This is a genomic window from Thermogemmatispora tikiterensis (assembly GCF_003268475.1).
Taxonomy (GTDB): domain Bacteria; phylum Chloroflexota; class Ktedonobacteria; order Ktedonobacterales; family Ktedonobacteraceae; genus Thermogemmatispora; species Thermogemmatispora tikiterensis.
On the sequence record NZ_MCIF01000002.1, the window covers coordinates 1,742,939 to 1,765,293 of the forward strand.

Below are 22,355 nucleotides of genomic sequence, written 5' to 3' on the forward strand. Positions count from 1 at the left end.
TATGCTCGATTTCGCCCCCACCGAAGAGCAGGAGGAGATTCGCAAGCTCGCTCAGAGCATCGCCCTTGATCATCTGCGGCCCCATGCTCGCAAGGCCGAGATAGAACATGACAGCCCTAATGAGCTGTGGCTGACTCTGGCCCAAACTGGCCTGACGACTCCCTTCCCCGAGGAATATGGCGGATCTGGCCCCCTGGAAGCTGTGACCTATAGCCTGATCGCCGAGGAGCTGGCCTACGGCGACCCGGGGCTGGCGCTCCATATTGTCGGTTCCCTGATGGGACCGCTCACGGTCTGGCTGGCCGGCAGTCGCGAGCAACAGGAGCGCTACCTGCCCCCCTTTGGCAATTCTACCAGCGGCTACTTGCAGCGTGGCAGCCTGGCTTTCGCCGAGCGCACCGGTGGCTATACCCTGGCAGATATCCACTTGCAAGCGCGTCGTACCAGTGATGGCTATCTCCTTAACGGCACTAAGCGCGACGTTGTGCATGGCCAGCGCGCTGATCTGCGCGTGGTCCTGGCACGCCTAGCCGAGCATGAGAGCGAGGGTCCTGAGGGCAAACTCTGCGCCTTCGTGCTCCCCGGCACTCAGGAGGGACTGAGCATTCAGGCCGAAGAGGAGAAGCTGGGATTGCAGGCTGCTCCCAGCGCCACCTATCTCTTCAACCAGGTTCAGCTGCCAGCCGAGGCGCTGCTTGGGGAGACAGGCAGTAGCGGCGTTGTGCGCGCTGCGACACTCTATCAGATCCTGCGCGCCGCTATCGCCTGCGGCACCGCGCGCGCCGCCTTCGAATATTGCTCGGCCTACGCTCGCGAACGCATCGCCTTCGGGCGCCCGATTGTCTCTTACCAGGGCATCGCCTTCATCATCGCCGAGATGGCCATGAAGCTCGATGCCGCTCGCCTCCTTACCTGGCGTGCCGCTTGCTCGTGGGATCGCGGCGAGGCCGATGAGACGCTGATCCACGAGGCAGAAAGCGCCCAACGGCAGGCTGTCAAAATGGCTCAGGCGGCTACAACGGATGCGATTCAAGTCATGGGTGGAGCTGGCTTTATGCAGGACCACCCCGCCGAAATGTGGATGCGTGATGCTGCCGCGATGGAGTGATGCCCCATGATCGATTTTTCTCTGAGTAAAGCGCAACAGGCGGCCCGTGACTACGCCCACCAGGTGGCCCTGGAGGAGATGCGTCCGCTCTCGCTGGAATGCGACCGCACCGAAGAGATTCCTGAGTCGTTTTTCTGGAATATGCAGCGTCGCTACTGGGGCGGCGCCGCAGCTCAGGCACGGGCCTACGGCCAGGACGAGGGGGTCAAACAGGAGAACCTGCTATCGGTGATCTCCCAGGAAGAAATGGCCTGGGGGGATGCGGCTCTGGCAACGGCCATTCCTGGGCCGGGTCTGGCGGCCCCACCGATTCTGTCGCAGGGAACGCCCGAGCAGCAGGCCCGCTTCCTGAGCATTTATATGGACGGCCAGCTCCACTGGGGTGCCCTGGCTCTGACCGAGCCAGGCATCGGCTCCGATGTGGCCGGCATGTCGACCACCGCCGTGCTCGATGGCGATGAGTGGGTCATTAATGGCCACAAACACTATATCACCAATGGCGCCCGCGCCGACCTGATCGTGACCTTCGCTACGATCGATAAGCGGCTGGGACGCGAAGGCATCCGCCCTTTCGTGGTCCCTAAAGGTACCCCGGGGCTGATCGTGGGTCGCATTGAGAAGAAGATGGGTCTGCGCGCCTCCCAGACGGCAGAACTCATCTTTGACAATTGCCGCATTCCCAAGGAGAACTTGCTCGCCGGGCGCGGCGAGAAGAAAGAGGGCTTCAAAGCCGCAATGGGCACACTCGACGCCACCAGGCCGATGGTGGGCGCCATGGCTGTGGGCATCGCCCGCGCAGCCTACGAGGCGGCTTGCGAGTGGCTACGCGAGGAGCTGCCCGCCGGCTATCCTCCACACAAGCGGCGCGCCTGGGAGGAGGAGCTAAAGGAGCTAGGCCAGGAGATCGAGATGGCCCGTTTCCTGGTCTGGCGTGCCGCCTGGATGGCCGACCGCCGCATTCCTAACTCAAAAGAGGCTTCCATGAGCAAGGCTTACGCCGGCGCTTTGGTCATGAAAGCCACTGCCACAGCAGTACGCATCACTGCTCCCGGCGAAGAGAGCGAGCGAAAATTGCTGATCCAGAAGTGGTTCCGCGACGCTAAGGTCTTCGATATCTTCGAGGGCACTGCCCAGATTCAGCGCCTGGTCATCGCCCGGCGCCTCTTCCCCAACATCGATATTCCTTAGTAAGGAAGCTGGAAAGGAAGGGAGGAAGGCGGGTCTCGGGCTGCTGAATAGCTGATCAGCTAGCGGCCTTGCCCGCCCGCCTCCCCTCGCCGTCGTGCGGCTCCAGTGGCCAGCAGCAGGCAAAAAAACGGCACTGTCGAAAGCCTTCGATGCTGGCGATCCGGCCCCCCGTCCTGGCCCGCGGTTGGTCTGGAAAGGTGGGAACCCGCGAGAGCAGCTTCTTGCGCTCTCCCCCAGTGCATTGCCCACCGTCCTCCCTCGTGCTCATGGGTCCCTTCTTTCTCTCCCACCTCGTCCAGGATCAGCTGGCCAGCGCTCAGTTGCCCCGAACTGACCGGCCCGAGGCCCCCCGACATGTGCCGCCTTGTTGACCTTAGCGCGTGGCTTCCTCCTCGTCGAACTGCTCTTCTTCGTCCGACAGGTCAAGCATTTCTTCGTCAAGCCACTCGTCCAGGTCGCGATAGTCGCGCTTGACGAGGCGACGCCGCCCCTCAAGCTCGCGCTCGCGTTCCCGCTTGAATTTGAAGCGGGAGCGCTTCATGTCGACGCGCTTGTCACGCAGCTTTCCTCGCACGCTCTCACCTCCTCTCTACACGGGATTGGCACAGCATTGAACCAGGCACCACCGGATAGAGGCCTCAGCGTGACATCCCTGCAACGCGCAAACCTCTCCGTCAGCGCAGGCCGCTTCATCTTGTGTACAGAGTGCATTTCAGATCAGAACAAAGAGCCAACCTGGTAAGAATCGGAGCAGAGGAATCGTGCAGCATGGTAAATGCCAGGCCCATACCGTCCTCACATCATCAGAGCAGCGAATCCTTCCCTTCCTGGAGGAGAACTGAAGACACAACGGGAGAAGACACAGGGGAAGCCAGCAGCCGACATCTACCTTCTCGGTCTGCCAGGCTCTGTCGTCGATAGGAGGGAACCTTTATCATTGTCGCACCCTCACGAGGGTTGTCTTCCGTAGAGTAGACCTCCTCGTAGGCGTCACTCCTGCGCATGGTTCCTGCACTGGACTAAGAAATAAGCATAAAAGTCTGAGAATGAGTGTACCTACAGGACCACTAAAAGTCAAGAGCCTCTTCGTCGTTCTTTCCCTTCCATCCTGCCAGTTCAGTCCGCCGCTCTCTGCCTACCTCAGCCAGTGTCCAATACGGTGGGTAGGGAGAGAAAGGTGCCCAGTCCAGCCCCATCCAGGCGGGAAACACGCCAGGCTTTGCTGACCTCCGCGGCCAGCGCGAAAGGGAGCGTGCTCCCGCCCTTCTGTCTCAGCGCGGCTCAGGTGCGATAGTTCCAGCTATCCGTCAGGAAGATTTTTAGCAGCCCGCGGGCGATCAAGGCCGCGATCACCACCTCGATCACAATCATCGTGATCCACAGCCAGGCCAGAGGAATCCCCTGGTGAGCCGCCGCGGATTCGGTATTAAAGGAAGTTGTCACCAGCAGAGTGATTAAGAGTACCAGAGGCACCAAGAAAAGGGCTACTGAGGCCACAATAACGAAGGCCGGAATGGCAATGCGCCACCAGCCAGAATCTTGCAGGCTCTCCGTCTTTGCCGTGCCAAAGGCATGGCGCTCTTCCGTTGGCTGCCCCGTCGTTCCCGCGGGCTGGGTGCCAGCGCCTGTGGTGGCAGCCTGCTGTTCCTGTGCGCTCATCGAGAAACCCCTCTTTCCATAAGGCGTGATGATGGCTGGTTTCAGTATACCATATCACCGCACCAACACCGTCGCATTACACTGCCCGTTTCTTGCGCAATCCAGCCCGAGAGGTTATTCTCCCTCCGGTGGGCCACATAGCCAGCAGCCAGCACTCGAGGGAATGGCCCATCGTCAACAGGTCCAGCCGCTGGCTTCAGGCTCAGGGCCAGGCTCTGCCCTTGATAACCATGAGCCAGACCAGCCTCATTGCGTCCAGAAAGGAGGGGTTCCCCTGAAGAGAAGACTGCGCTTTACGCATTGGGCGGAGCATCTGCTCGATCTGCTCTTTCCTCCATGCTGCGCCGGCTGCGCCAGTAGCGGCAGCCTGCTCTGTCCCGCCTGCCTGCGCGCGATCGCTCGCTTACAGGAGCAGCGCTGCGCGCGTTGTGCCCTGCCATGTCGCGGCACCGACTGCCGGCGTTGCCGTTTCTCCAGTTCCAGTCTGTTCGCCCTGCAGGCCGTCGCTCTTTACGAGGAGCCGCTGCGGACCTGTATCCAGTACCTGAAATATCGAGGGATCACCCGCCTGGCCCAGCCTCTAGGAAGCATGCTTGCCGCTTGCTATCGCCGCTACCATCTGCGCGCCGATCTCGTAATCGCTGTGCCGCTGCACGCCGAGCGCGAGCGCCTGCGCGGCTACAACCATGCCCGCCTTCTGGCCGACGTTTGCGCAGATGAGCTAGGGCTTCCTTGTGCCCATCCGCTGCTCCAACGAGTGCGGGCCACTGCCGCTCAGGCCGGCCTCTCCAGCAGCGAGCGCCGGCAGAACGTGGTTGGCGCCTTCCAGTGTCAACCCCAGAGGAGTGCCCTCCCGCTTTCAGGCAGCACCATCCTGCTGATTGATGACGTCTGCACGACAGGGGCAACGCTGGAAGCCTGTACGACAGCGCTTCTTCAGAGAGGGGCGGGCAGAGTGCAGGCCCTCGTCCTGGCTATCCCTGGCTAGCCTGGCCAGGAATGGCCACTACAATGGCCCCCGGGTTCTCGACACCCGTTGGTCCGACAGAGAAAATCGCATAGGTGATGCCCCTCATCGAATGGAGATTCTGGCGCGCGAGCGAGGAGCTGTCAGTGTAAGAGGTCCCTTTCACCGTGGCCAGCAACTGAAATTGCTGATCGACATCGGAGATTTGCCGATAGACTTCATAGGCTACCGCATGTTGACCAGTCTGCCAGGTCAAAACAATGGCCCCGCCTGCCCCAAAATGATAGCTGCCGTTTCTAGGGGCTGCAGGAATCTCTGAGGCTGCAATCCATCGGATGCGCGCATTGAAAGTTACAACGACATCACTGGCATTGGCGTTGATGAAAGCAGAAGGGTTGTAGTACTGCTCGTAGTGGACAGTGAACTGCTCGTTGAGCAAGGTCCCCTCAAAGGTAATGGAGACGGTCCCGGCCTGCGAATCAACATTCTGGCTATAGGTGATCTGCACGCCCCCATTGGCTGCTCGCCCAAGATGGGCACTGACAGGCGAGACACCAGGGCTGTAGACCTTCATGTTGCTGTTACTGTCGATTACGAAGAGCAGATGGCGCAACTCCTCGGTGATTTCAGCGCGAATGGTCCCTTCATCAAGGGGAGTGACATCGCTGTCGCTGATGACGACCCCCCGGGCAAGGGTAAACTGTAAGGGAAGAACCAGTACAAAGTTGCCAGGCACATGCAGATCAGCCCCATCCCAGACCGGCGCTGGCGGGGCCGTAGCCTCACTACCGGCGGTCGCCGTGCTGGTGACGTCCCCGACGGTTGCGGTGGCTATAACCCCCTGCGAAGCGGTCGTACCCTGCTGGCCAGCAGAATCATCACACGCCGCAGTCACGAGCAGGAGGCCCAGAGCCAGCACGGCAACCACAAGCCTGAGTGTTCGCCAGCAAGATATCCGGCAAATGGTCATCTGTTGCTGGTCTACTTTTTGAAACATTTTACTTGCTATATTAACTATCCGCACTGCAAGAGAAAATAGCTCCGCGAGGAGGGGCCGTTCCGTTCACCGATGACAGCCCTGGAACAGAGAGTACTATACCTGAGAGGTGGACCCCTTGCCAGAGCAGTTACTAGACAGCTACTAAACAGACCGGAGCAGCGCAGACGATGTCTCTTTCTTCCCTCACAGGCAATCCTGACCTTGCCGCACGGACGGAGCGCTTACTATCTGTTCACAGGCTGCCTAGTAGCTGCCGTTGTTCCAACCCGGCTTGCCCCCTACAATAGGGGTACTACCAGTTGACATTCGAATTGTTTGCCTTTTTTAAGCAACGTTTCCGTAACCGGTCACGTAAGCGGTTGCGAGACGGCGAGCAGGAACAGGCAAACGAGACGGAAGAGCAGAGAGGTAAAGAGAGGCCCACTGGCCTCGTCAGAAAAGCGAAAGGAGGTGAGAGCGAGCAGGTATGCTGCTCGGAGCTGTTCCGAAGGGAACGGCCCTGCTCCCGTCCCGGGAGAACGAGCAGAAGGCAGCGCTGCACACCGTATCTTGCGAGCAAGAGGGCAGCAAGGAGACCTGCCATTGAAGATTGCCGACGCAGTCTGATAGCAAGGAGGTTAGTGTGAATCGTAAAAGGATTTTGCGCACCGCGTCGCTGGCGCTGGTGATGCTCGCCCTCCTGGCTGGAGGAGTACTGGGCTTGCAACAGTTATCAGTCACGCGAGCGGCCAACCAGAGCGCCAGTGCTGCCCAAGCCACATCGGTCTACACGCAACGCTTTCTGACGCTCTATAACGAGATCAAGAACCCGGCGAACGGTTACTTCAGCTCGCTGGGAATTCCCTATCACTCTGTGGAGACTCTGATCGTTGAGGCCCCTGACTATGGGCACGAGACGACCTCTGAGACCTTCAGCTTCTGGATCTGGCTGGAGGCGACCTACGGCGAGGTGACGGGCAACTGGCAGCCTTTCATCAACGCCTGGCAGACAATGGATAAGTATATGATTCCGGCGCATTCGGACCAGCCGACCAACAGTGGCTACAATCCCAGTAGCCCTGCTCAGTATGCGCCGGAGTCGCCCAACATCACAGATTACCCGACCCAGCTCGATCCGAGCGTGCCAGTTGGGCAGGATCCACTCTTCAACGAGCTGCAGCAGACCTACGGCACGCCTGACATCTATGGTATGCCCTGGTTGCTCGATACCGATAACTGGTACGGCTACGGTCACTGCGGTGATGGCACAACCAAGCCTTCCTTTATCAACTCCTATCAGCGCGGCTCGTCGGAGTCGGTTTGGAACACGGTCGTTCACCCCGAGTGTGAGACCTTCACCTGGGGCAGCAACGACGGTACCGGCTTCCTGAGTCTTTTCAATAAGCCAGCCCCTGGCGGCAGTTATCAGCAACAGTGGCGCTACACTGACGCGCCTGACGCCGATGCACGCACTGTGCAGGCCGCTTACTGGGCCTACACCTGGGCCAGCGCGCAGGGCCAGGAGAGCACAATCGCGCCAGAGATTGCCGAAGCTGCCAAGATGGGCGACTATCTGCGCTACAGCCTCTTCGACAAGTACTTTAAGACGATGGGCTGCCAGAGCCCAAGCTGCCCAGCAGGCACTGGCAAGAACAGCGCTACTTATCTGCTTGGCTGGTACTATGCCTGGGGCGGTGCCCTGCCCTCGGCTGGTAACTGGGCCTGGCGTATCGGCTCCAGCTCCGCTCACCAGGGCTATCAAAACCCGCTGGCCGCCTGGGCACTGAGCAACGTCCCTGCGCTTGAGCCAAAGTCGCCGACTGCCCCGAGCGACTGGGCAACTAGCCTGCAGCGACAACTGCAATTCTACGAGTGGCTCCAGTCCGCTGAGGGCGCTATTGCGGGCGGTGCGACGAACAGCTGGAACGGCAATTACAGCGCTCCACCTGCCGGTGATCCGACATTCTACGGCATGGCCTACGACTGGGAGCCGGTCTATCATAATCCTCCCAGCAATAACTGGTTCGGTTACCAGGCCTGGTCAATGGAGCGCCTGGCTGAATACTACTATGTGACCGGCGACGCAACGGCCAAGTCGATCCTCGACAAGTGGGTCGCCTGGGCCAAGTCGGTGACAACGGTCAACTCGAACGGCACCTACTCGATCCCCTCGACCCTGAACTGGAGCGGTCAGCCCTCCCAGAACTGGACCGCAAACTCAACGCCGGTGCCCAACACGAACCTCCACGTGACCGTGGTCGATACGACTACCGACGTGGGCGTGACGGCAGCGCTGGCCAAGACCCTGCTCTTCTACGCCGCGAAGTCGGGTGATACCTCTTCGCGCACACTGGCCCAGACGCTGCTGGACGATATGTGGAACGACTACTCGGATAGCATCGGTATCTCCAATCCCGAGACTCGCACTGACTATAGCAACTTCAACGCTTCGGCATACATTCCTGCTGGCTGGACCGGCAAGAATGCTCAGGGCGCGACGTTGAACTCGTCGACGACCTTCTTGACCGAGCGCCCGAAGTATACACAGGACCCGAACTGGCCCAAGGTGCAGGCTTACCTGAACGGTGGCCCCGCTCCCACGTTCAACTACCATCGCTTCTGGGCGCAGGCCGATATCGCAATGGCCATGGCCGACGTGGATATCCTCTTCCCACCCTCTTCTTCGGGTACGCCCACGCCGACCGCGACGGCCACCAGTACACCAGGAGCGACGCCGACGGCTACCAGCACGCCAACGGCCACTCCGACGCCGCGTCCTACAGTGACCCCAACGGCGACGGCCACCAGCACGCCAACACCTACACCGACGCCGAGTCCGACTCCAAGTCCGACTCCAAGTCCGACTCCAAGTCCGACGCCAACGGCGGGCCTGAGCTGTCGGGTGCAATATGTGATCACGGGCCAGTGGCCGGGCGGCTTTGGCGCGATGATCAACATCACGAACACGGGGACGACGACGATCAACGGCTGGACGTTGCAGTTTAATTTCCCGAATGGGCAGACGGTGACGCAGGGCTGGAACGGGAGCTTTAGCCAGTCGGGGAGCAAGGTGACGGTGACGAACCTGTCCTACAACGGGACGATTCCGCCGGGGACGACGCTGAGCAATGCGCCGGGCTTCAACGGGACGTGGACGGGGACGAACTCGCCGCCGACCTCCTTTACGCTCAACGGCGTAACCTGTAGTACCAGTTGAGCTACAGCTGTATAAGCCTGCTTGAGGCCAAAGATCGGTGAGGTGAAGGCGGCGGAGTGCTCCGCCGCCTTCATCCCTTTTTAAGGTCAACAATTCATTCGAAACGTAGGAGTTCAACGCATGATGGGAGAACAACACACACCACCTTACCCGTCCTATGCACCTCATACCCCTCCCCCTTCTCCAGATAACAGGATGCCCACAGAGGAAAAGCAAGCACCACGACGCGACTCGCGAGGCCGCATCAAGCTCCTCACCGTCTTGTTTCTGGTGGTCTGTCTCCTCGCTGGCGGCGCCTTCTTCCTGCTACAGAGCTGGCACAGCTCCGGTTCCGTATCTGGCGGGCAGAACACCGCTCAGGCACCTGCCAGGCCATGGTGCGCTTCTCCACAAGGATTGTCCACCAACTTCACCGGTTTTGGCATTACAGGCCTCTCTACGCATGATGTCTGGAGCATCGGCGCAGGCATCATGCACTGGGACGGTAAAAAGTGGAGCGTCTCCTTCCGTCCGCTCTCGGCCCAGCTTGACCTGCGCAGCATCGACGAGATCGCCCCAGATAATATTTGGGCTGTGGGCGAGCAATTGACGAATGGCCTCGCCTCCCATGCCATAACAGTCCACTACGATGGCAAGAGCTGGAGCGTCGTAGCCGCCCCTGACGGCGCCCCTGACGGCAAGAATACCCTGGTAGCTGTCTCGGGAACCGCCAGCGATAACATTTGGGCCGTGGGGTTCCAGGTGCCTGCCCGAGGACCGCTCAGCTCACTGATTGAGCACTGGGACGGCAAGCGCTGGACCATTGTCAAGCATCCCGAGCCAGTGAGCGGTCTCCAGTTCACAAGCGTCAAGGCGCTGGCGAGCAACGATGTCTGGGCGGTAGGTTACGGCAGCCTCATCCGCGGCGGCAAGAGTGTGAATCAGCCTGTGATTGAGCATTGGAACGGCCAGACCTGGAATCCAGTGGCTAGCCCCGATCTGACTCCCTCCGGTGGAGGCATGCTTTACGCGATCGATGGAAGCAACAGCAGCAACCTGTGGGCAGTGGGCAGCGCCAGCCAGCGCCTTCTGAGCGAGCATTGGGACGGCCAGAGCTGGAAGATCGTCGATACCCCAGCTGTACCCCCTGACAACAGCAACTGGCTGGCCAGTGTGGCCGTCAGCAGCTCTGGCAGCGTCTGGGTCGTCGGGCGTGTCCGTGAGAGCAGCAATACCTTCCAGCCATTCATTGCTCACTGGGATGGGCATCAGTGGCAGATGCTCCAGGATACGGCGGACAACGCCGGCGAACTTGACCAGATTGCCCAGATCGATGGCCAGTATTGGATCGTTGGTATTCCACGCAGCAACGGCGGCCACGCTTTTATCCACGTGCTCTGTCCCTGATGCACCGTCAGGGCAGGGCCAGGAAAGGGCGAGGCACTGGCAGAGGGCGTCAGGACCACAATGCTTAAAGGCTATAGGAGCTGCTTACCACAGCCCACGCCCTTCTTCCGATTCTCACCTGGCCCTGACTCCGCTCTCTCTGCAGCCGAGAGAGGCAGGCTCCAGCCCGCGTTAGCCTGAGGGAAAGGCCGTTGCGAACGAGCCAAACAAAGAGAAGGGGAAGAGAGCCTGATGGCTACTCTTCCCCTTCCTTGCAGCTAGAGGCGACGGGATAGAAGAGAGGAGGTTTATCTGCTCTTATCATCACCACTCGCTGGGTGCGCTCACCCGCTCAGTCCCCTGAACCTTCTGACCGGCTTGCTGCCCACCTGGCAAGCAGAGCCTCTCTTCTCAGCAGGCCAAACTCGCAGAGCAACCAGGCTACCCAGTCAGGAGGTGCTGCAGGTTACGCCGTTGAGCGTAAAGGAGGTCGGCGGCGAGTTCGTCCCCGTCCACGTCCCGTTGAAGCCCGGCGCATTGCTCAGCGTCGTCCCCGGCGGAATCGTCCCGTTGTAGGACAGGTTCGTCACCGTCACCTTGCTCCCCGACTGGCTAAAGCTCCCGTTCCAGCCCTGCGTCACCGTCTGCCCATTCGGGAAATTAAACTGCAACGTCCAGCCGTTGATCGTCGTCGTCCCCGTATTCGTGATGTTGATCACCGCGCCAAAGCCGCCCGGCCACTGGCCCGTGATCACATATTGTACCCGACAGCTCAGGCCCGCCGTTGGCGTCGGACTTGGAGTCGGACTCGGGGTCGGACTTGGAGTCGGACTCGGCGTCGGTGTAGGCTGCGAGGTCGGGCTGGGTGTTGGTGTAGGATTCGGTGTGCCGGTCGCTATCGCGGTCGGCGTGGCAGTAGGAGTCACTGTCGCTGTGGCCGTTGGCGCCGGCGTTGGCGTCGGCGCGGTGCCATTGGGCTGCGTCCCCCAGACCTGGGTATTCCCATCAAAGACCACAATATTGGTCACCTTCACCGGCGTCGCCCCGGCGGGCGTCGCCACACCCTGATACGACCAGTCGTTGGTTGGGTCCCAGGCCCCAGAGCTGGTAATGCGGAACTGGACCTGCTTCTGATAATTGCTCTGCCCGCCTGGATAGATCAGCACGCCGGCGCAGCTTACCGTCACATAGTAAATGTTGCCCGAGTACTGAGTTGGCCCAGAGAGCTGGTTGCCGCACTCAGTGTAGTTCATGTTCAGCGTGAGCATGCTCGGCGTCACGCCCGGCTCTAGGGTAAAGTAGTAGCGCAGCGAGAGATTACTGGTCACGCGGGCCGGCCAGCCAGTCTTGTTAATGAAGATGGCCTTGATCTCGGTAAAGTTGCTGCCAGAAGCGTTGACCGCCGCTGTCACATAGATCTCATCATCATCCTTGGGCTTATCGGGCAAGGAAGAGACAGGGCTGCCACCGTACTCCTGGTAAAGACGGGCCAGGGCGCCTACCAGCGCGGCGTTATAATCGTCAGCTGGCTCGTTGGTCTGATAGTCCTGGCGATTATCGCTGAACTGGTCATCCGCCGAGCTGGGACCGCCGACCATCGCCCCGTAGAGGATATGGCGCTCGTAGGTCGGGTTGTTAATATCGTTTGTCCAGGAATCGTGCGCCTCGCGATGGTGTGGCGTCTGGGGATAGCAGGAACCGAAGCCTACCATGTAGCTGCAATTGCGCGGATTGGCCCCCAGAATGTAGTTAATCTGCTGGACAGCAAAATCGTGATAGCGGGCATAGAGAGGATTGCTCGCACCAAGATAGTCGGCATAGACGAGGGCCAGGAAGGCCGTATTGGCCGCGTAGCGCAGCGAGCCCCAGCTATTCAGGAACGCCTCACCACCCGGGGAATAGGTCACCCGCGAGCCGTTCACACCGACTGTCCACCAGTCCAGAAAGCGCTGAGCATCATCTTTGTACTGCTGCTGACCTGTGATCTCGGCCATCAGGACATAGCAGCCGTAGGAGACATCGTCCCAGCTGATCGTCCACTGATACGAGTGGACGTTTGTCTGCGACTGGTAGCTGAGGTTATTGTAGTAATTCTCGGCTTTTGTGAGATAGCTGCTATCGTTAGTGGCCAGATAGAGCCAGATCGCCCCCCAGACCAGCTCATCGTTGTAGCCACTGAAGGAAGTATAGTAGCCGCTGGCGGCGGTAATGCAGGCATCATACTTGCCCCGGTAGGTATCGGCAAAGGTGTAGAGCTGCTTGGCATGAGTCAACAGCGTGCTCGCATAGGAGGGATCGGTTGGTTGGAAGACGATTGAAGCGGCAGCCATCGCAGCAGCGGTTTCCCCGGCCAGATCGGAACCAGGGCAGCTCGGATCAATCTTGTAGGCGGGACGGGCCATTTGCATGACCTCAGCCGGCCCCCAGAAGGCATGGTCGGTACTGGGGTCGCCTACCTGCCCATAGAGTACATTAGGCGAAGGATGAGCCTTGATAAAGTAGTCCGTGGCCCAGCGAATATTGTTGAGGATGTAGGGGAGCTGCCCATCCTGGACGAAGGCATTGCGGTACTGAATGACCCCCCAGGAGAGCATCGTCACCGTGTAGGCCATCGGCAGGCCGAACTTGACGTGGTCACCGGCGTCATACCAGCCACCGGTCAGATCGAGGCCGACATCGGAGCCATCTTTGGTGGCCGAATCGCCGATCCAGGGCACACGGTTCCAGGAAGGCTTTGGACCAGATGACTGCTCCTCGTAAAAGTAAATGGCTTTCTGCAACGCCTCGCCATAGTTAAAGGCCGGCGCCGCGCGCACCGAGGTTGGACGAGGGAAAGGGCCGACTAGCCAGGTCGTCAGCAGAAGCAAGGTCCCCAGAACGATCAGCGCTGCCGCTGAGAGCGTGAGCCTGCTCCTGACCAGTACCCCCAGGTGGAAGGTTCTCATTGGTCTCCAATTCCTTTCGCGATCTTCCTTCCTGCTGTCACAGAGCGAGAGCGATGCCTCCCTCCGAACGAAGAGACTCTGAGGTGGCCCACAGAGCCAAAGACAGACAAACACATGAGCAGGAGCCCCCTGACATAGGATGCAGGCAGCGATAGCAGATGTCCTTTACCCCACTCGCCTCGTCCCACTACACTCGACCAGACCCGTTAACTGGACCAGTCACCGCAGTCCCCATCACCAGCAAACCGGATGAAGCCTGCGGCGAGTGAGCAGTGAGTAAGCAGCGAATGAGCCATCGGCTGGCTGCGCTGCGACGCCGACCACCCCCTTCATGACATGAACTGCCGCCCTCCCCCCCCACCGCTCAAGCCCCCGAGGAAGCGGATCGTGGCTTCCCCCATAGAGCTGGTGGAAAGATACTGTATCCCACCAGCTCTATGCCAACAAGAACATCCGCTAGACAGTCATTAGGCACCTGGCGAGCAGCAGAGAGCGAGAGCGACCACAACCCCCTCGCACTCCGCTGCGCTCACCAAGATGCCTGGACCCTTTACTGACCCCAACGAAAGCGCAGTGGCTGGGCTGGCGCCGGACACCAACCAACACGCGAGGTTCAGGGACATAAACCAGGCGTGCCAACGAGCAGGCCCAGCCGGCTAGTCCTGCCAGAGCACAATCTGCGTGTAGGTGGCGCCCGAGGATGGGACCATGAAGGTAAAGAAGAGATGACCCTGCTGACCAGGGCTGCTCACAATGTAGGTGATGACCTCAAACGGCTGCCCCGGGGTACAGGTGCCTCCTGGAGGATTGAAACGGACAGGGAGATCACGGCTGCTCGCTTGCCAGGAGAGCTTGTTGGCCTGGCCAGTGAAAGGCCACAGCGTTATAGTGCAACGATAGCCAAGAGCCTCAAGGACGCAGTCCCGCGGTGTGAGTTTATCCGGAGTGACTGTAATCATCAGAGCAGCGGAGGACACAGCGACGGTCGGCGAGGCCTGGGCCAGAGGCGTAGAGGAGGAAGGGGACTGCGTGGGCTGAGACGTCTTCGTGGGTGGAACCACCGTCGCAGACGGAGTGGTGAGCGTCGGAGTAGTTGTCGCAGAAGCGGGGACAGCGTCAAGGGTGCGGGCATCCTGCCCTGAGCCAGCAAGGCGAGGCGAGGAAAGAACGGTAGGCTGCAGCTGGCCAAGCGAAAGTCCACAAAGAACCACGGCGGCCACTACCATGAGCACCAGGAGGAAACCCAGGCTCCGGCCATAGCCAAAACGACGAATGGCTCCGACCGGTCTCTCAGAGGCCCCAGACCCAGACCCTGGGGCTGACACGGCAGTTGGCGATTGCTGGTGCTGCTGAGACGCGGGCGGATCGATCACCCCAGCCGAAGAGGGAGTGGAGGGGGATGATGAGGAGGTCAGCAGCCCATGCTGTTGCAACCACTCGCGCAGAACGGCAGCGTTCATGTGCCCAACTTGCTCGAAGGCAGTCAAACTGGCTTCCCCAGAGCGCTGAGCCTGCGCCCGCTGACCCTGGAGCACTCGTACATAAGCCTCTTCCCAGAGGAGATGCGCCTGCACGTCATGAACCGCACTCTGCAAAATATAGGCAAAGGTGTCCGTGCGTTGCTGCCATGACGGCGCTTGGGGCGGCATCACTCCCCAGGGCAGCACATGGCTGTTCTCTCCGACTTCCTTCCCCACCAGCGCCGGCGCCATCGCCGTGACATCGCTCCCCCCGGGCTGCTCCTTGCTACTGTCTAGCAGCCCTAGCTCCTCGGCGTTCTTGCCAAAGAGCTGACAGAGCTTCTCACGAAAGTAGGGGGTCGGAGAAAACAACCCTCTCTCCCAACGGCTGACCGTGGTGGCATCGGTACCAATCTGCTCCGCAACTTTGGCCTGGGACCAACCTCGTAGTTCGCGTGCCTGCCTAAGGCGACGATTTGGGGTCGGCATGCGTGTCTCCTCCAAAGACCTCGCAGCATTGGCTTCTCTGCTGAGAGCATCCTGCTCTACAGTTCTGTGACGGCCTTTGCTTGCTGATCGCAACCTCACAGCATCCCGTTGCTCTCTGCATTGCTCACTCTTTCGATTGTACACTCTCACCGCGCCCTGCCGCTGTACAATGAGAGATGCTTCCTAACAATGCAGATCACAACAGTTTCATTCGTTATGTAACCGATTACGGAACCGTTTACGATTGCTATTGTAGCATTACCGCCCGCCAGTAGCAACCTCTAGTCGCGCCAATGAACCTCAATTGTATATTCATGCATTTCAATCACTCCGATTCCCTCCTCTGTCGCCTCTCGAGCAGGAGGCGTTCTGCTGCCCACCTGCCTACTACCTGCTCAGCCCTTGCTCTTGTGGTATCGCTCCCGGGAGCGATACCATCACGAATAGCAGCCGGAGCAGCAAGGTTCCCCATACCTGTGTGTCGCCTGAGCGCTCAGCCTGTTTCTTTATGACTACCGCTGCAAAGGAGTGCTTGCTATGGTAGAACACGTTTCACCCCCCCGCAGGTGGACGAGATGGGCCAAATGGACCCGGCGGGCCATGCCCCTGCTGGCCCTCTTCGCCATCCTTCTGCCCACCATTACTCTCGCCAGTGTACATTCACGCGCTGCCAGCGCCGCGCCGGCAGCGACCCAGCCCTACACCTGGCAGAATGTGGTGACTGGCGGTGGTGGCGGCTTTGTCGTCGACGTCGTTTTTAATCCCAAACAGAAGGATCTGATCTATGCGCGCACAGACATTGGTGGAGCCTATCGCTGGAACCCTTCAACCGGCACCTGGACCCAACTGATGGCCTGGGTGACCCCTGACAACTGGAATATGGCCGGCGTTGAGAGTATCGCCACCGATCCCGTGCAGCCCAATCGCCTCTATATCGCCGCCGGCATGTATACCAATAACTGGACTAACCAGAACGGGGTCATCCTCCGCTCAACCGACTACGGTAACACCTTCCAGATCACCCAGATGCCCTTTAAAATGGGCGGCAACATGCCTGGGCGAGGCATGGGAGAGCGCCTGGCGGTCGATCCCAACGATGACGCCATTCTCTACTTCGGGGCCCGCAGTGGCAACGGTCTCTGGCGTAGTACCGACTACGGCGTGACTTGGAGCAAGGTGACCAACTTCCCCGACACCGGCCCCTTTGCGGAGAATCCCAACGATCCGAGCGGCTATCTCAGCGATCCTGTGGGCGTGGTCTGGGTGACCTTCGATCCCTCGACCGGCACGCCGGGCAGCCCCACCAAGACCATCTATGTCGGCGTTGCCGATAACCGCAGCGGGGCCTACAATATCTACCGCAGCACCGACGCTGGGGCTACCTGGGCCCCGATCCCGGGAGAGCCAACCTGCAATGTCAGTGGTACCACGGTGACCTGCACCGGCGGCGCTACCTGGAGTACAACCAGCGACGCTTCTACTGGCTATCTCCCCCATCAGGGCAAGGTCGATTCGCAGGGGACGCTCTATGTCACCTACAGCGACTGGGAAGGCCCCTATAACGGGAGCCGCGGCGATGTCTGGAAGTTTACACCCAGCAGCGGGACCTGGACAAAGATCAGCCCCGTGCCTGGCTCCGATAGTGCCAACGATTACTTTGGCTACGGCGGCCTGGCTGTCGACTGGCAGCATCCTGGCACCATCGTGGTCGCCAGTGTCAATTCGTGGTGGCCCGACGCCCAGCTCTTCCGCACCACTAATGGCGGCGCTAGCTGGGAACCCATCTGGACCTGGGCCAGCTATCCGAACCGCAACCTCTACTATACGATCGATGTCTCTAACGCTCCCTGGCTCGACTTCGGTAACAAGAACCCGGTGCCGCCCGTGCCAGCAGTGAAGCTAGGCTGGATGATCGAGGGGATGAACATCGATCCTTTCAATTCGGATCGCCTGATGTATGGCACCGGCGCTACGCTCTACTCCACCAACAATCTAACGGCCTGGGATAACTACCAGAATGGCGGCATCGTCAACTTTAAGAGCACTGCTCTTGGCATCGAGGAGGAGTATGTCACCGATCTGGTGAGTCCACCGGCCAATGCTCATCTTTACAGTACAATGGCCGATGTGAGCGGCTTCCGCCACGATGATCTCACAAAGTCACCCTCGGAGATGTACTACATCCCCTATGCCGGTTCGTATGCTGCCATTGACTACGCCGAGCAGAACCCGAACTTTATGGTGCGCGTTGGCTACGGGAATCCAAGCGCCAGTCCGCCGGTGACGAGCACGGCTTTCAGCTACGATGGTGGCGCTACCTGGTTCGCCGGCAATAAGGATATCCCCGGCGTCTCGCAGAACGGTGGCACGGTGGCCGCCGCCGCTGATGCCAGCCGTGTGCTGTGGGCCCCGGTCAATGCCCCGGTCTCCTACTCGACCGATAATGGCAATAGCTGGGTGGCTTCAGCCAATGTGCCCCAGAATGCTGTCGTGGCCTCGGATCGCGTCAATCCGAAAAAGTTCTACGCCTACGGCCAGGGGAAGTTCTGGTACAGCACGGATGGCGGTGCCACCTTCACCGCATCATCGGCGACGGGCCTGCCCCAGGCCGGCGACTCGGTGGTGGTCAAGGCAGTGCCCGGTCACGAGGGAGATGTCTGGGTAGCCGGCGGCAATGCCTGGACCAGTGACTACGGCCTCTGGCATTCGACTGACGGTGGTCAGACCTTTACAAAGCTGACCAGCCTGGCCGGTGCCGATAAGATCGGTTTCGGCATGCCCGCCCCCGGCCAGAGCTACCCGGCAATCTATATCAGTGGGATCGTCGGCAATGTACGCGGCATCTTCCGCTCCGACGATGGGGGCAATACCTGGGTGCTGATTAACGATAGTCAGCATCAATACGGTAACATTACGACGATTACCGGCGATCCGCGTATCTACGGTCGCGTCTACCTGGGCACGAATGGCTTCGGAATCGTCTATGGCGATATCGCCGGAGCCGCGACGACGCCCACCCCAACAGCAACGGTGACAGCTGCTCCTACTCCAACAGCAGCTGCCAGCCCAACGCCGACCCCAACACCAACGCCGCCACCGACGGTGACGCCAACTCCTACTGCGGCAGTTACCCCTACCCCAACACCGATTCCTACCGCTACCTCAACGCCTGTAGCCGGGCTGCAGTGTAGCGTCCACTACGCCGTTAATCAGTGGCCAGGTGGCTTCACGGCCAACCTGACGGTGACCAATACGGGGACAACAACGATTAATGGCTGGACATTGACCTTTACCTTCCCTGGTAACCAGACGGTGACCCAGGGCTGGAATGGGGTTTTCTCGCAGCAAGGGAGCCAGGTGACGATTACGAACGCCAGCTACAACGGTTCGATTGCACCAGGCTCGTCGGTCTACCCGGGCTTCAATGGAAGCTGGAGCGGCAGCAATCCATCGCCAACAGCTTTCTATCTGAACGGAACCGCCTGTACAATCGTCTAGCGCCTTCCGTTTCTTTCAATGACCAGTCCGCCTGGCCGGAACCTGGCCGTGCCGTGGTCTGGCTCCGCCAAGCGGACTCCTCTCTCCTAACGGAGCAGGCTCTTACCTGAGTCTGCTCCGTTCTCTCTTAGCTCGCTTCTTGACCAGCTGCTGGCCTCTCATCAAGCGCTGTTCGCTAAGGCTGATGATGGCGCTCGACCACAAGAAGCCCCCCAAGGAGGTCCTCGCACCAGTAGGTGGCTCTCCCCTCAAGCCGCTCCAGACACCATTGTCCCCAAAACTGGAGTTTCGCGGTTGAAAAGACTTGACGGTGCCCATAGCAGATCTGGGCCTGCTCCTCATAGGGAACGACAATCAGAAGACGACGACAAGTGACCTGGAGCAGCTGATCTAGCGCTAGCGGCAGCTGGCTTTCTTCTAGATGCTCCAGAAGGTGAATAGCGGTGACGGTATCAAACTGTCCCAGATGGAGAAAGGCCGGCTGGCAAAGGTCTTGCTGCTCAAAGCGCAGCTGAGCGGCCAGTCCCAAAGTCTCCGCCAGGAGCGCTGATAAGCGCAGGGCCTCAACCCGTCGATCGACGGCGACGATCGGCCCCGGCAGACAGTGACCGCCTTTGGCCACGAGTAATGGCCAGTAGGCACAGGCACAGCCAACATCGAGCAAGCTACTCCCCTGCAGCAGAGAGAATAGACGACGATAAATGGCCGCAAAGGAGGCGATGGTCTCGCTGTCTTCTGTAGTCTCAGTGCTGGTCGCTACACTCGCGGGGACCTGAGCAATCCGCTCACTGAGTTGGGTGAAGGTATTGAGAGCAAAAAGGCGCCAGGCCCGCAAGGGCCTTGCCGGATCAAAGGAGACGACGAGAGCGTTCAGGGCCGCACTAAAGTCGGCTTCGTCCTGCAGCCAGCCAATACTCACCAGCTCCTGCTGAAGATAATCAACGAGCCGATTGTCGCTTTCCCCCTCGCTCAGCCAATGGGCCAGGAGCCGCTCCTCTGGAACAGGCCTCTCTGACTCCCTCGATCGCCAGGCGAGAAGAAAATGGAACGTTCGTCGGACGCTCCAGCCTTGACGCCACAGCTGATGCGTGAGTAGCTCCCGCTCATGCTCGCCCTCCAGAGCCAGGACGCGCAGATTTCCCACTCTGACGGCCTGGAGACGACGTGCTTTCCTACTTGATCGGCTTTCGCCCTCGCTCCTCTCTCTATTCCTGCTCCTGTCGATGGTCACCCCTCCCTCCTTGATTTCTGGCCCTGCAACTCTGAGAGGCCGCCAGTTGCCTGGCCGACAGCCAGGCAATTGATTCTTTCTAGAGAGGAATACTAGTTTAAATACTACAGCAGATCTTTGAAGATTAAGCAGAGATGGACTTGATTGGCTCACCGAAGTCTGGTATACTTATCACATACTATCACAGATCCTCAGTACTCTGCTTCCAGGGCGAAGCACCGGGCGCTGAGAGCCTTAGCACGGGCCACTGAGGCTTTCTCTGCAGCGTACACGCGCCAAGCCCGGACCAGGCATCGGTACTTCTTTCCATCCTTCTGAAGCTTTTGGCATCACCAGGGGCAGACCTCTGTCTCTGCCCGATAAGCTGAGTGAGGCGAGCGAGCTGGCAGAAGAGGGAGGAGAGAAGGTATCTACCCCGGCCTGGCGCTGGTGTTCAGCAAGCGCATCGATCCGTGCGCATGGCAGACCGGTTCTGACGCCTGGCAAGCAGCCTGGGGCCCGTTCCTTTCCTTCGCCACAGCGGTCTGGCTGACCACAGGCCACAGAGGAGGACCTTTCTGACCGACGAAGCCGTCAACCATGGGTCGAAATGCCTGGCGCTCTGCCGGGCAGCCACCTGTTGGCCTGGCACACGCTGCACCCACCACTGGGTGGCGTCGACTCTCGTGCCCGGTCAGCTCAGCCGGCAAGCCGCTATTCCCCTGCAGGTCCGTATTGACTGATAGTCATGAGCAACCGGCCAACCGGCAACGGTGAGCAAGCAGGTCTGGCGTCGCAGCCAGATGAGCAGAGCAAGGCTGCTAGTAGGCGAGACTAGCGGCCAGAAAGGATGAGCTTATGGCGACCGCAACCTCGACGACGCAGGTACGCAATCGCTGGATCATTGTCATCGCTGCCATTGTCATGCAGCTCGCGCTGGGTTCCGTCTACGCCTGGAGCGTCTTCTCTTCCCAATTGCAAAAACTCTATGGCTGGGATAACACGCAGGCAACGCTGCCTTTCACGATCGCCATTCTTGTTCTAGGCATTGCCGCGGCCATCGGAGGCTTCTGGATGGATCGTGTCGGGCCACGTATTGTGGGCACGACCGCTGCTGTCTGCTACGGATTAGGTGTCTTCCTGGCTGGCTTTACCGGCAATCAGCTAGTGCTCCTCTGCCTGGCCTATGGAGTGCTTGGGGGCCTGGGCATGGGACTCGGCTATATTGTGCCCGTAGCGACCCTGGTCAAGTGGTTTCCTGATAAACGTGGCATGGTGACCGGCCTGGCTGTCTTCGGTTTCGGCGGCGGGGCAGTGATCGTCTCGCAAGTAGGACCTATCCTCATGAGCGCCTACGGTGGAGGCATCCAGGCCCACGGCATCGGTCCGGCCTTCATGACCCTCGGCATTATTTACCTGATCCTCATCGGCCTCGCCTCTCAGTTCTACGCCAATCCGCCGGCAGGCTACCGTCCCGCCGGCTGGGTCCCCAGCGCCCAGGTAATTTCCCAACGGGCCAGCCGCGACTTTACTCCGGGCGAGGCGCTGACGCGCTGGCAGTGGTACGCGCTCTGGGGCATCCTGGCGCTTAACGTGACTGCCGGCATCGCCATGATCTCTCAGGCCAAACAGATCGCCCTTGGCGGCGGTGCTCCCGATGCCCTGGCCACGCTCTTTGTCAGCCTCATTTCTATCTTCAATGCCTGCGGACGCTTTGTCTGGGCCTGGTTCTCCGACCTGATCGGGCGCCGTCAGGTCTTCATGATCATGTTTGCGCTGCAGATCATCCTCTTCCTGCTAATGGCCGCCTTCATCAAGTCGTTCGCCGTTATTCTAGTGCCGGCTCTGCTGGTGGCCCTCTGCTATGGCGGCGGCTTCGGTACCATGCCAGCCTTCACGGCGGACTACTTCGGCCCTAAACACTCCGGCTCGATCTACGGTCTGATGCTGACCGCCTGGAGCGCCGGCGGCGTGCTCGGGCCGATTCTGATCGCCCAGGTCAAGGATCGCACCGGTGGCTACGTCGTGGCGCTTGTGGCTCTGGCCATCATTATGGCCCTGAGCTTCCTGCTGCCTCTCTTCACGCGCCCGCCGCGCATCGAGGCCGCGGGCGAGGCAGCGCCGGCATAAGCTGACCTACCTGCCAGCCAGGGCCAGGGCCAGGGCCAGGCCAGGCCAGCGCGGTCAGAAGCCGAGGCTTCTGACCTGGGCCCTGCTTTGCAAAGATGAACGTTTCATCACCCCTGCTTCTGCACAGACTTCGATCCTCG

At 60.0% G+C, this 22,355-nt stretch carries 14 protein-coding genes; 7 read left to right on the forward strand and 7 right to left on the reverse strand.

Annotation, left to right across the window (positions count from 1 at the left end; translation table 11 throughout):
- Position 1 precedes the first annotated feature (1 nt).
- Together A4R35_RS07015 and A4R35_RS07020 are read left to right on the forward strand one after the other, a co-directional pair.
- Positions 2-1,108 (forward strand): acyl-CoA dehydrogenase family protein, encoded by a 1,107-nt coding sequence (locus tag A4R35_RS07015; protein ID WP_112427855.1) that lies wholly within the window; start codon positions 2-4, stop codon positions 1,106-1,108.
- A 6-nt stretch (positions 1,109-1,114) separates the two neighbouring features.
- The gene (locus A4R35_RS07020; protein WP_112427857.1) at positions 1,115-2,296 is read left to right on the forward strand and encodes an acyl-CoA dehydrogenase family protein; all 1,182 of its coding nucleotides are present in this window, start codon (positions 1,115-1,117) and stop codon (positions 2,294-2,296) included.
- Positions 2,297-2,351: 55 nt separating this feature from the next.
- Here the strand turns inward: A4R35_RS07020 and A4R35_RS07025 are convergent, their stop codons facing one another.
- The 3 genes from A4R35_RS07025 to A4R35_RS07035 form a co-directional block, all read right to left on the reverse strand.
- Complete coding sequence (locus A4R35_RS07025) at positions 2,352-2,564, reverse strand: hypothetical protein (protein WP_146747134.1); 213 nt, start codon at positions 2,562-2,564, stop codon at positions 2,352-2,354.
- A gap of 105 nt (positions 2,565-2,669) precedes the next feature.
- Complete coding sequence (locus A4R35_RS07030; RefSeq protein ID WP_112427862.1) at positions 2,670-2,870, reverse strand: hypothetical protein; 201 nt, start codon at positions 2,868-2,870, stop codon at positions 2,670-2,672.
- Positions 2,871-3,577: 707 nt separating this feature from the next.
- Positions 3,578-3,955 carry a hypothetical protein gene (locus tag A4R35_RS07035; RefSeq protein ID WP_112427864.1) on the reverse strand — a complete coding sequence of 126 codons (378 nt, stop codon included), beginning with the start codon at positions 3,953-3,955 and terminating at the stop codon, positions 3,578-3,580.
- 163 nt (positions 3,956-4,118) lie between these two features.
- Here A4R35_RS07035 and A4R35_RS07040 point away from each other — a divergent pair, with 163 nt between their 5' ends.
- Positions 4,119-4,943, forward strand: coding sequence for a ComF family protein (locus A4R35_RS07040; RefSeq protein WP_189361446.1), 825 nt, complete (start codon positions 4,119-4,121; stop codon positions 4,941-4,943).
- Here A4R35_RS07040 and A4R35_RS07045 read toward each other — a convergent pair.
- Positions 4,930-5,850, reverse strand: a complete 921-nt coding sequence (locus A4R35_RS07045; protein ID WP_112427868.1) for a fibronectin type III domain-containing protein — start codon at positions 5,848-5,850, stop codon at positions 4,930-4,932. The genes A4R35_RS07040 and A4R35_RS07045 overlap by 14 nt on opposite strands.
- A gap of 694 nt (positions 5,851-6,544) precedes the next feature.
- Here A4R35_RS07045 and A4R35_RS07050 point away from each other — a divergent pair.
- On the forward strand, positions 6,545-9,118 hold the full coding sequence (locus tag A4R35_RS07050; protein WP_112427870.1) for a glycoside hydrolase family 48 protein: 2,574 nt from the start codon (positions 6,545-6,547) through the stop codon (positions 9,116-9,118).
- A gap of 471 nt (positions 9,119-9,589) precedes the next feature.
- Positions 9,590-10,504 (forward strand): hypothetical protein, encoded by a 915-nt coding sequence (locus A4R35_RS07055; RefSeq protein WP_146747135.1) that lies wholly within the window; start codon positions 9,590-9,592, stop codon positions 10,502-10,504.
- Between the two features lie 428 nt (positions 10,505-10,932).
- Here the strand turns inward: A4R35_RS07055 and A4R35_RS07060 are convergent, their stop codons facing one another.
- Together A4R35_RS07060 and A4R35_RS07065 are read right to left on the reverse strand one after the other, a co-directional pair.
- Positions 10,933-13,428, reverse strand: a complete 2,496-nt coding sequence (locus A4R35_RS07060; RefSeq protein WP_112427874.1) for a glycoside hydrolase family 9 protein — start codon at positions 13,426-13,428, stop codon at positions 10,933-10,935.
- A gap of 656 nt (positions 13,429-14,084) precedes the next feature.
- A complete protein-coding gene (locus A4R35_RS07065; RefSeq protein WP_112427876.1) occupies positions 14,085-15,377 on the reverse strand; it encodes a helix-turn-helix domain-containing protein in 1,293 nt (430 codons plus the stop codon).
- 537 nt (positions 15,378-15,914) lie between these two features.
- On the opposite strand from A4R35_RS07065, the gene A4R35_RS07070 reads away from it, so the two are divergent.
- On the forward strand, positions 15,915-18,875 hold the full coding sequence (locus tag A4R35_RS07070) for a cellulose binding domain-containing protein (RefSeq protein ID WP_223258240.1): 2,961 nt from the start codon (positions 15,915-15,917) through the stop codon (positions 18,873-18,875).
- 175 nt (positions 18,876-19,050) lie between these two features.
- Here the strand turns inward: A4R35_RS07070 and A4R35_RS07075 are convergent, their stop codons facing one another.
- On the reverse strand, positions 19,051-20,106 hold the full coding sequence (locus tag A4R35_RS07075) for a class I SAM-dependent methyltransferase (RefSeq protein ID WP_189361448.1): 1,056 nt from the start codon (positions 20,104-20,106) through the stop codon (positions 19,051-19,053).
- An 837-nt stretch (positions 20,107-20,943) separates the two neighbouring features.
- On the opposite strand from A4R35_RS07075, the gene A4R35_RS07080 reads away from it, so the two are divergent.
- Positions 20,944-22,215: an L-lactate MFS transporter gene (locus tag A4R35_RS07080; protein ID WP_112427882.1), complete on the forward strand. Its 1,272-nt coding sequence runs from the start codon at positions 20,944-20,946 to the stop codon at positions 22,213-22,215.
- Positions 22,216-22,355: the final 140 nt, after the last annotated feature.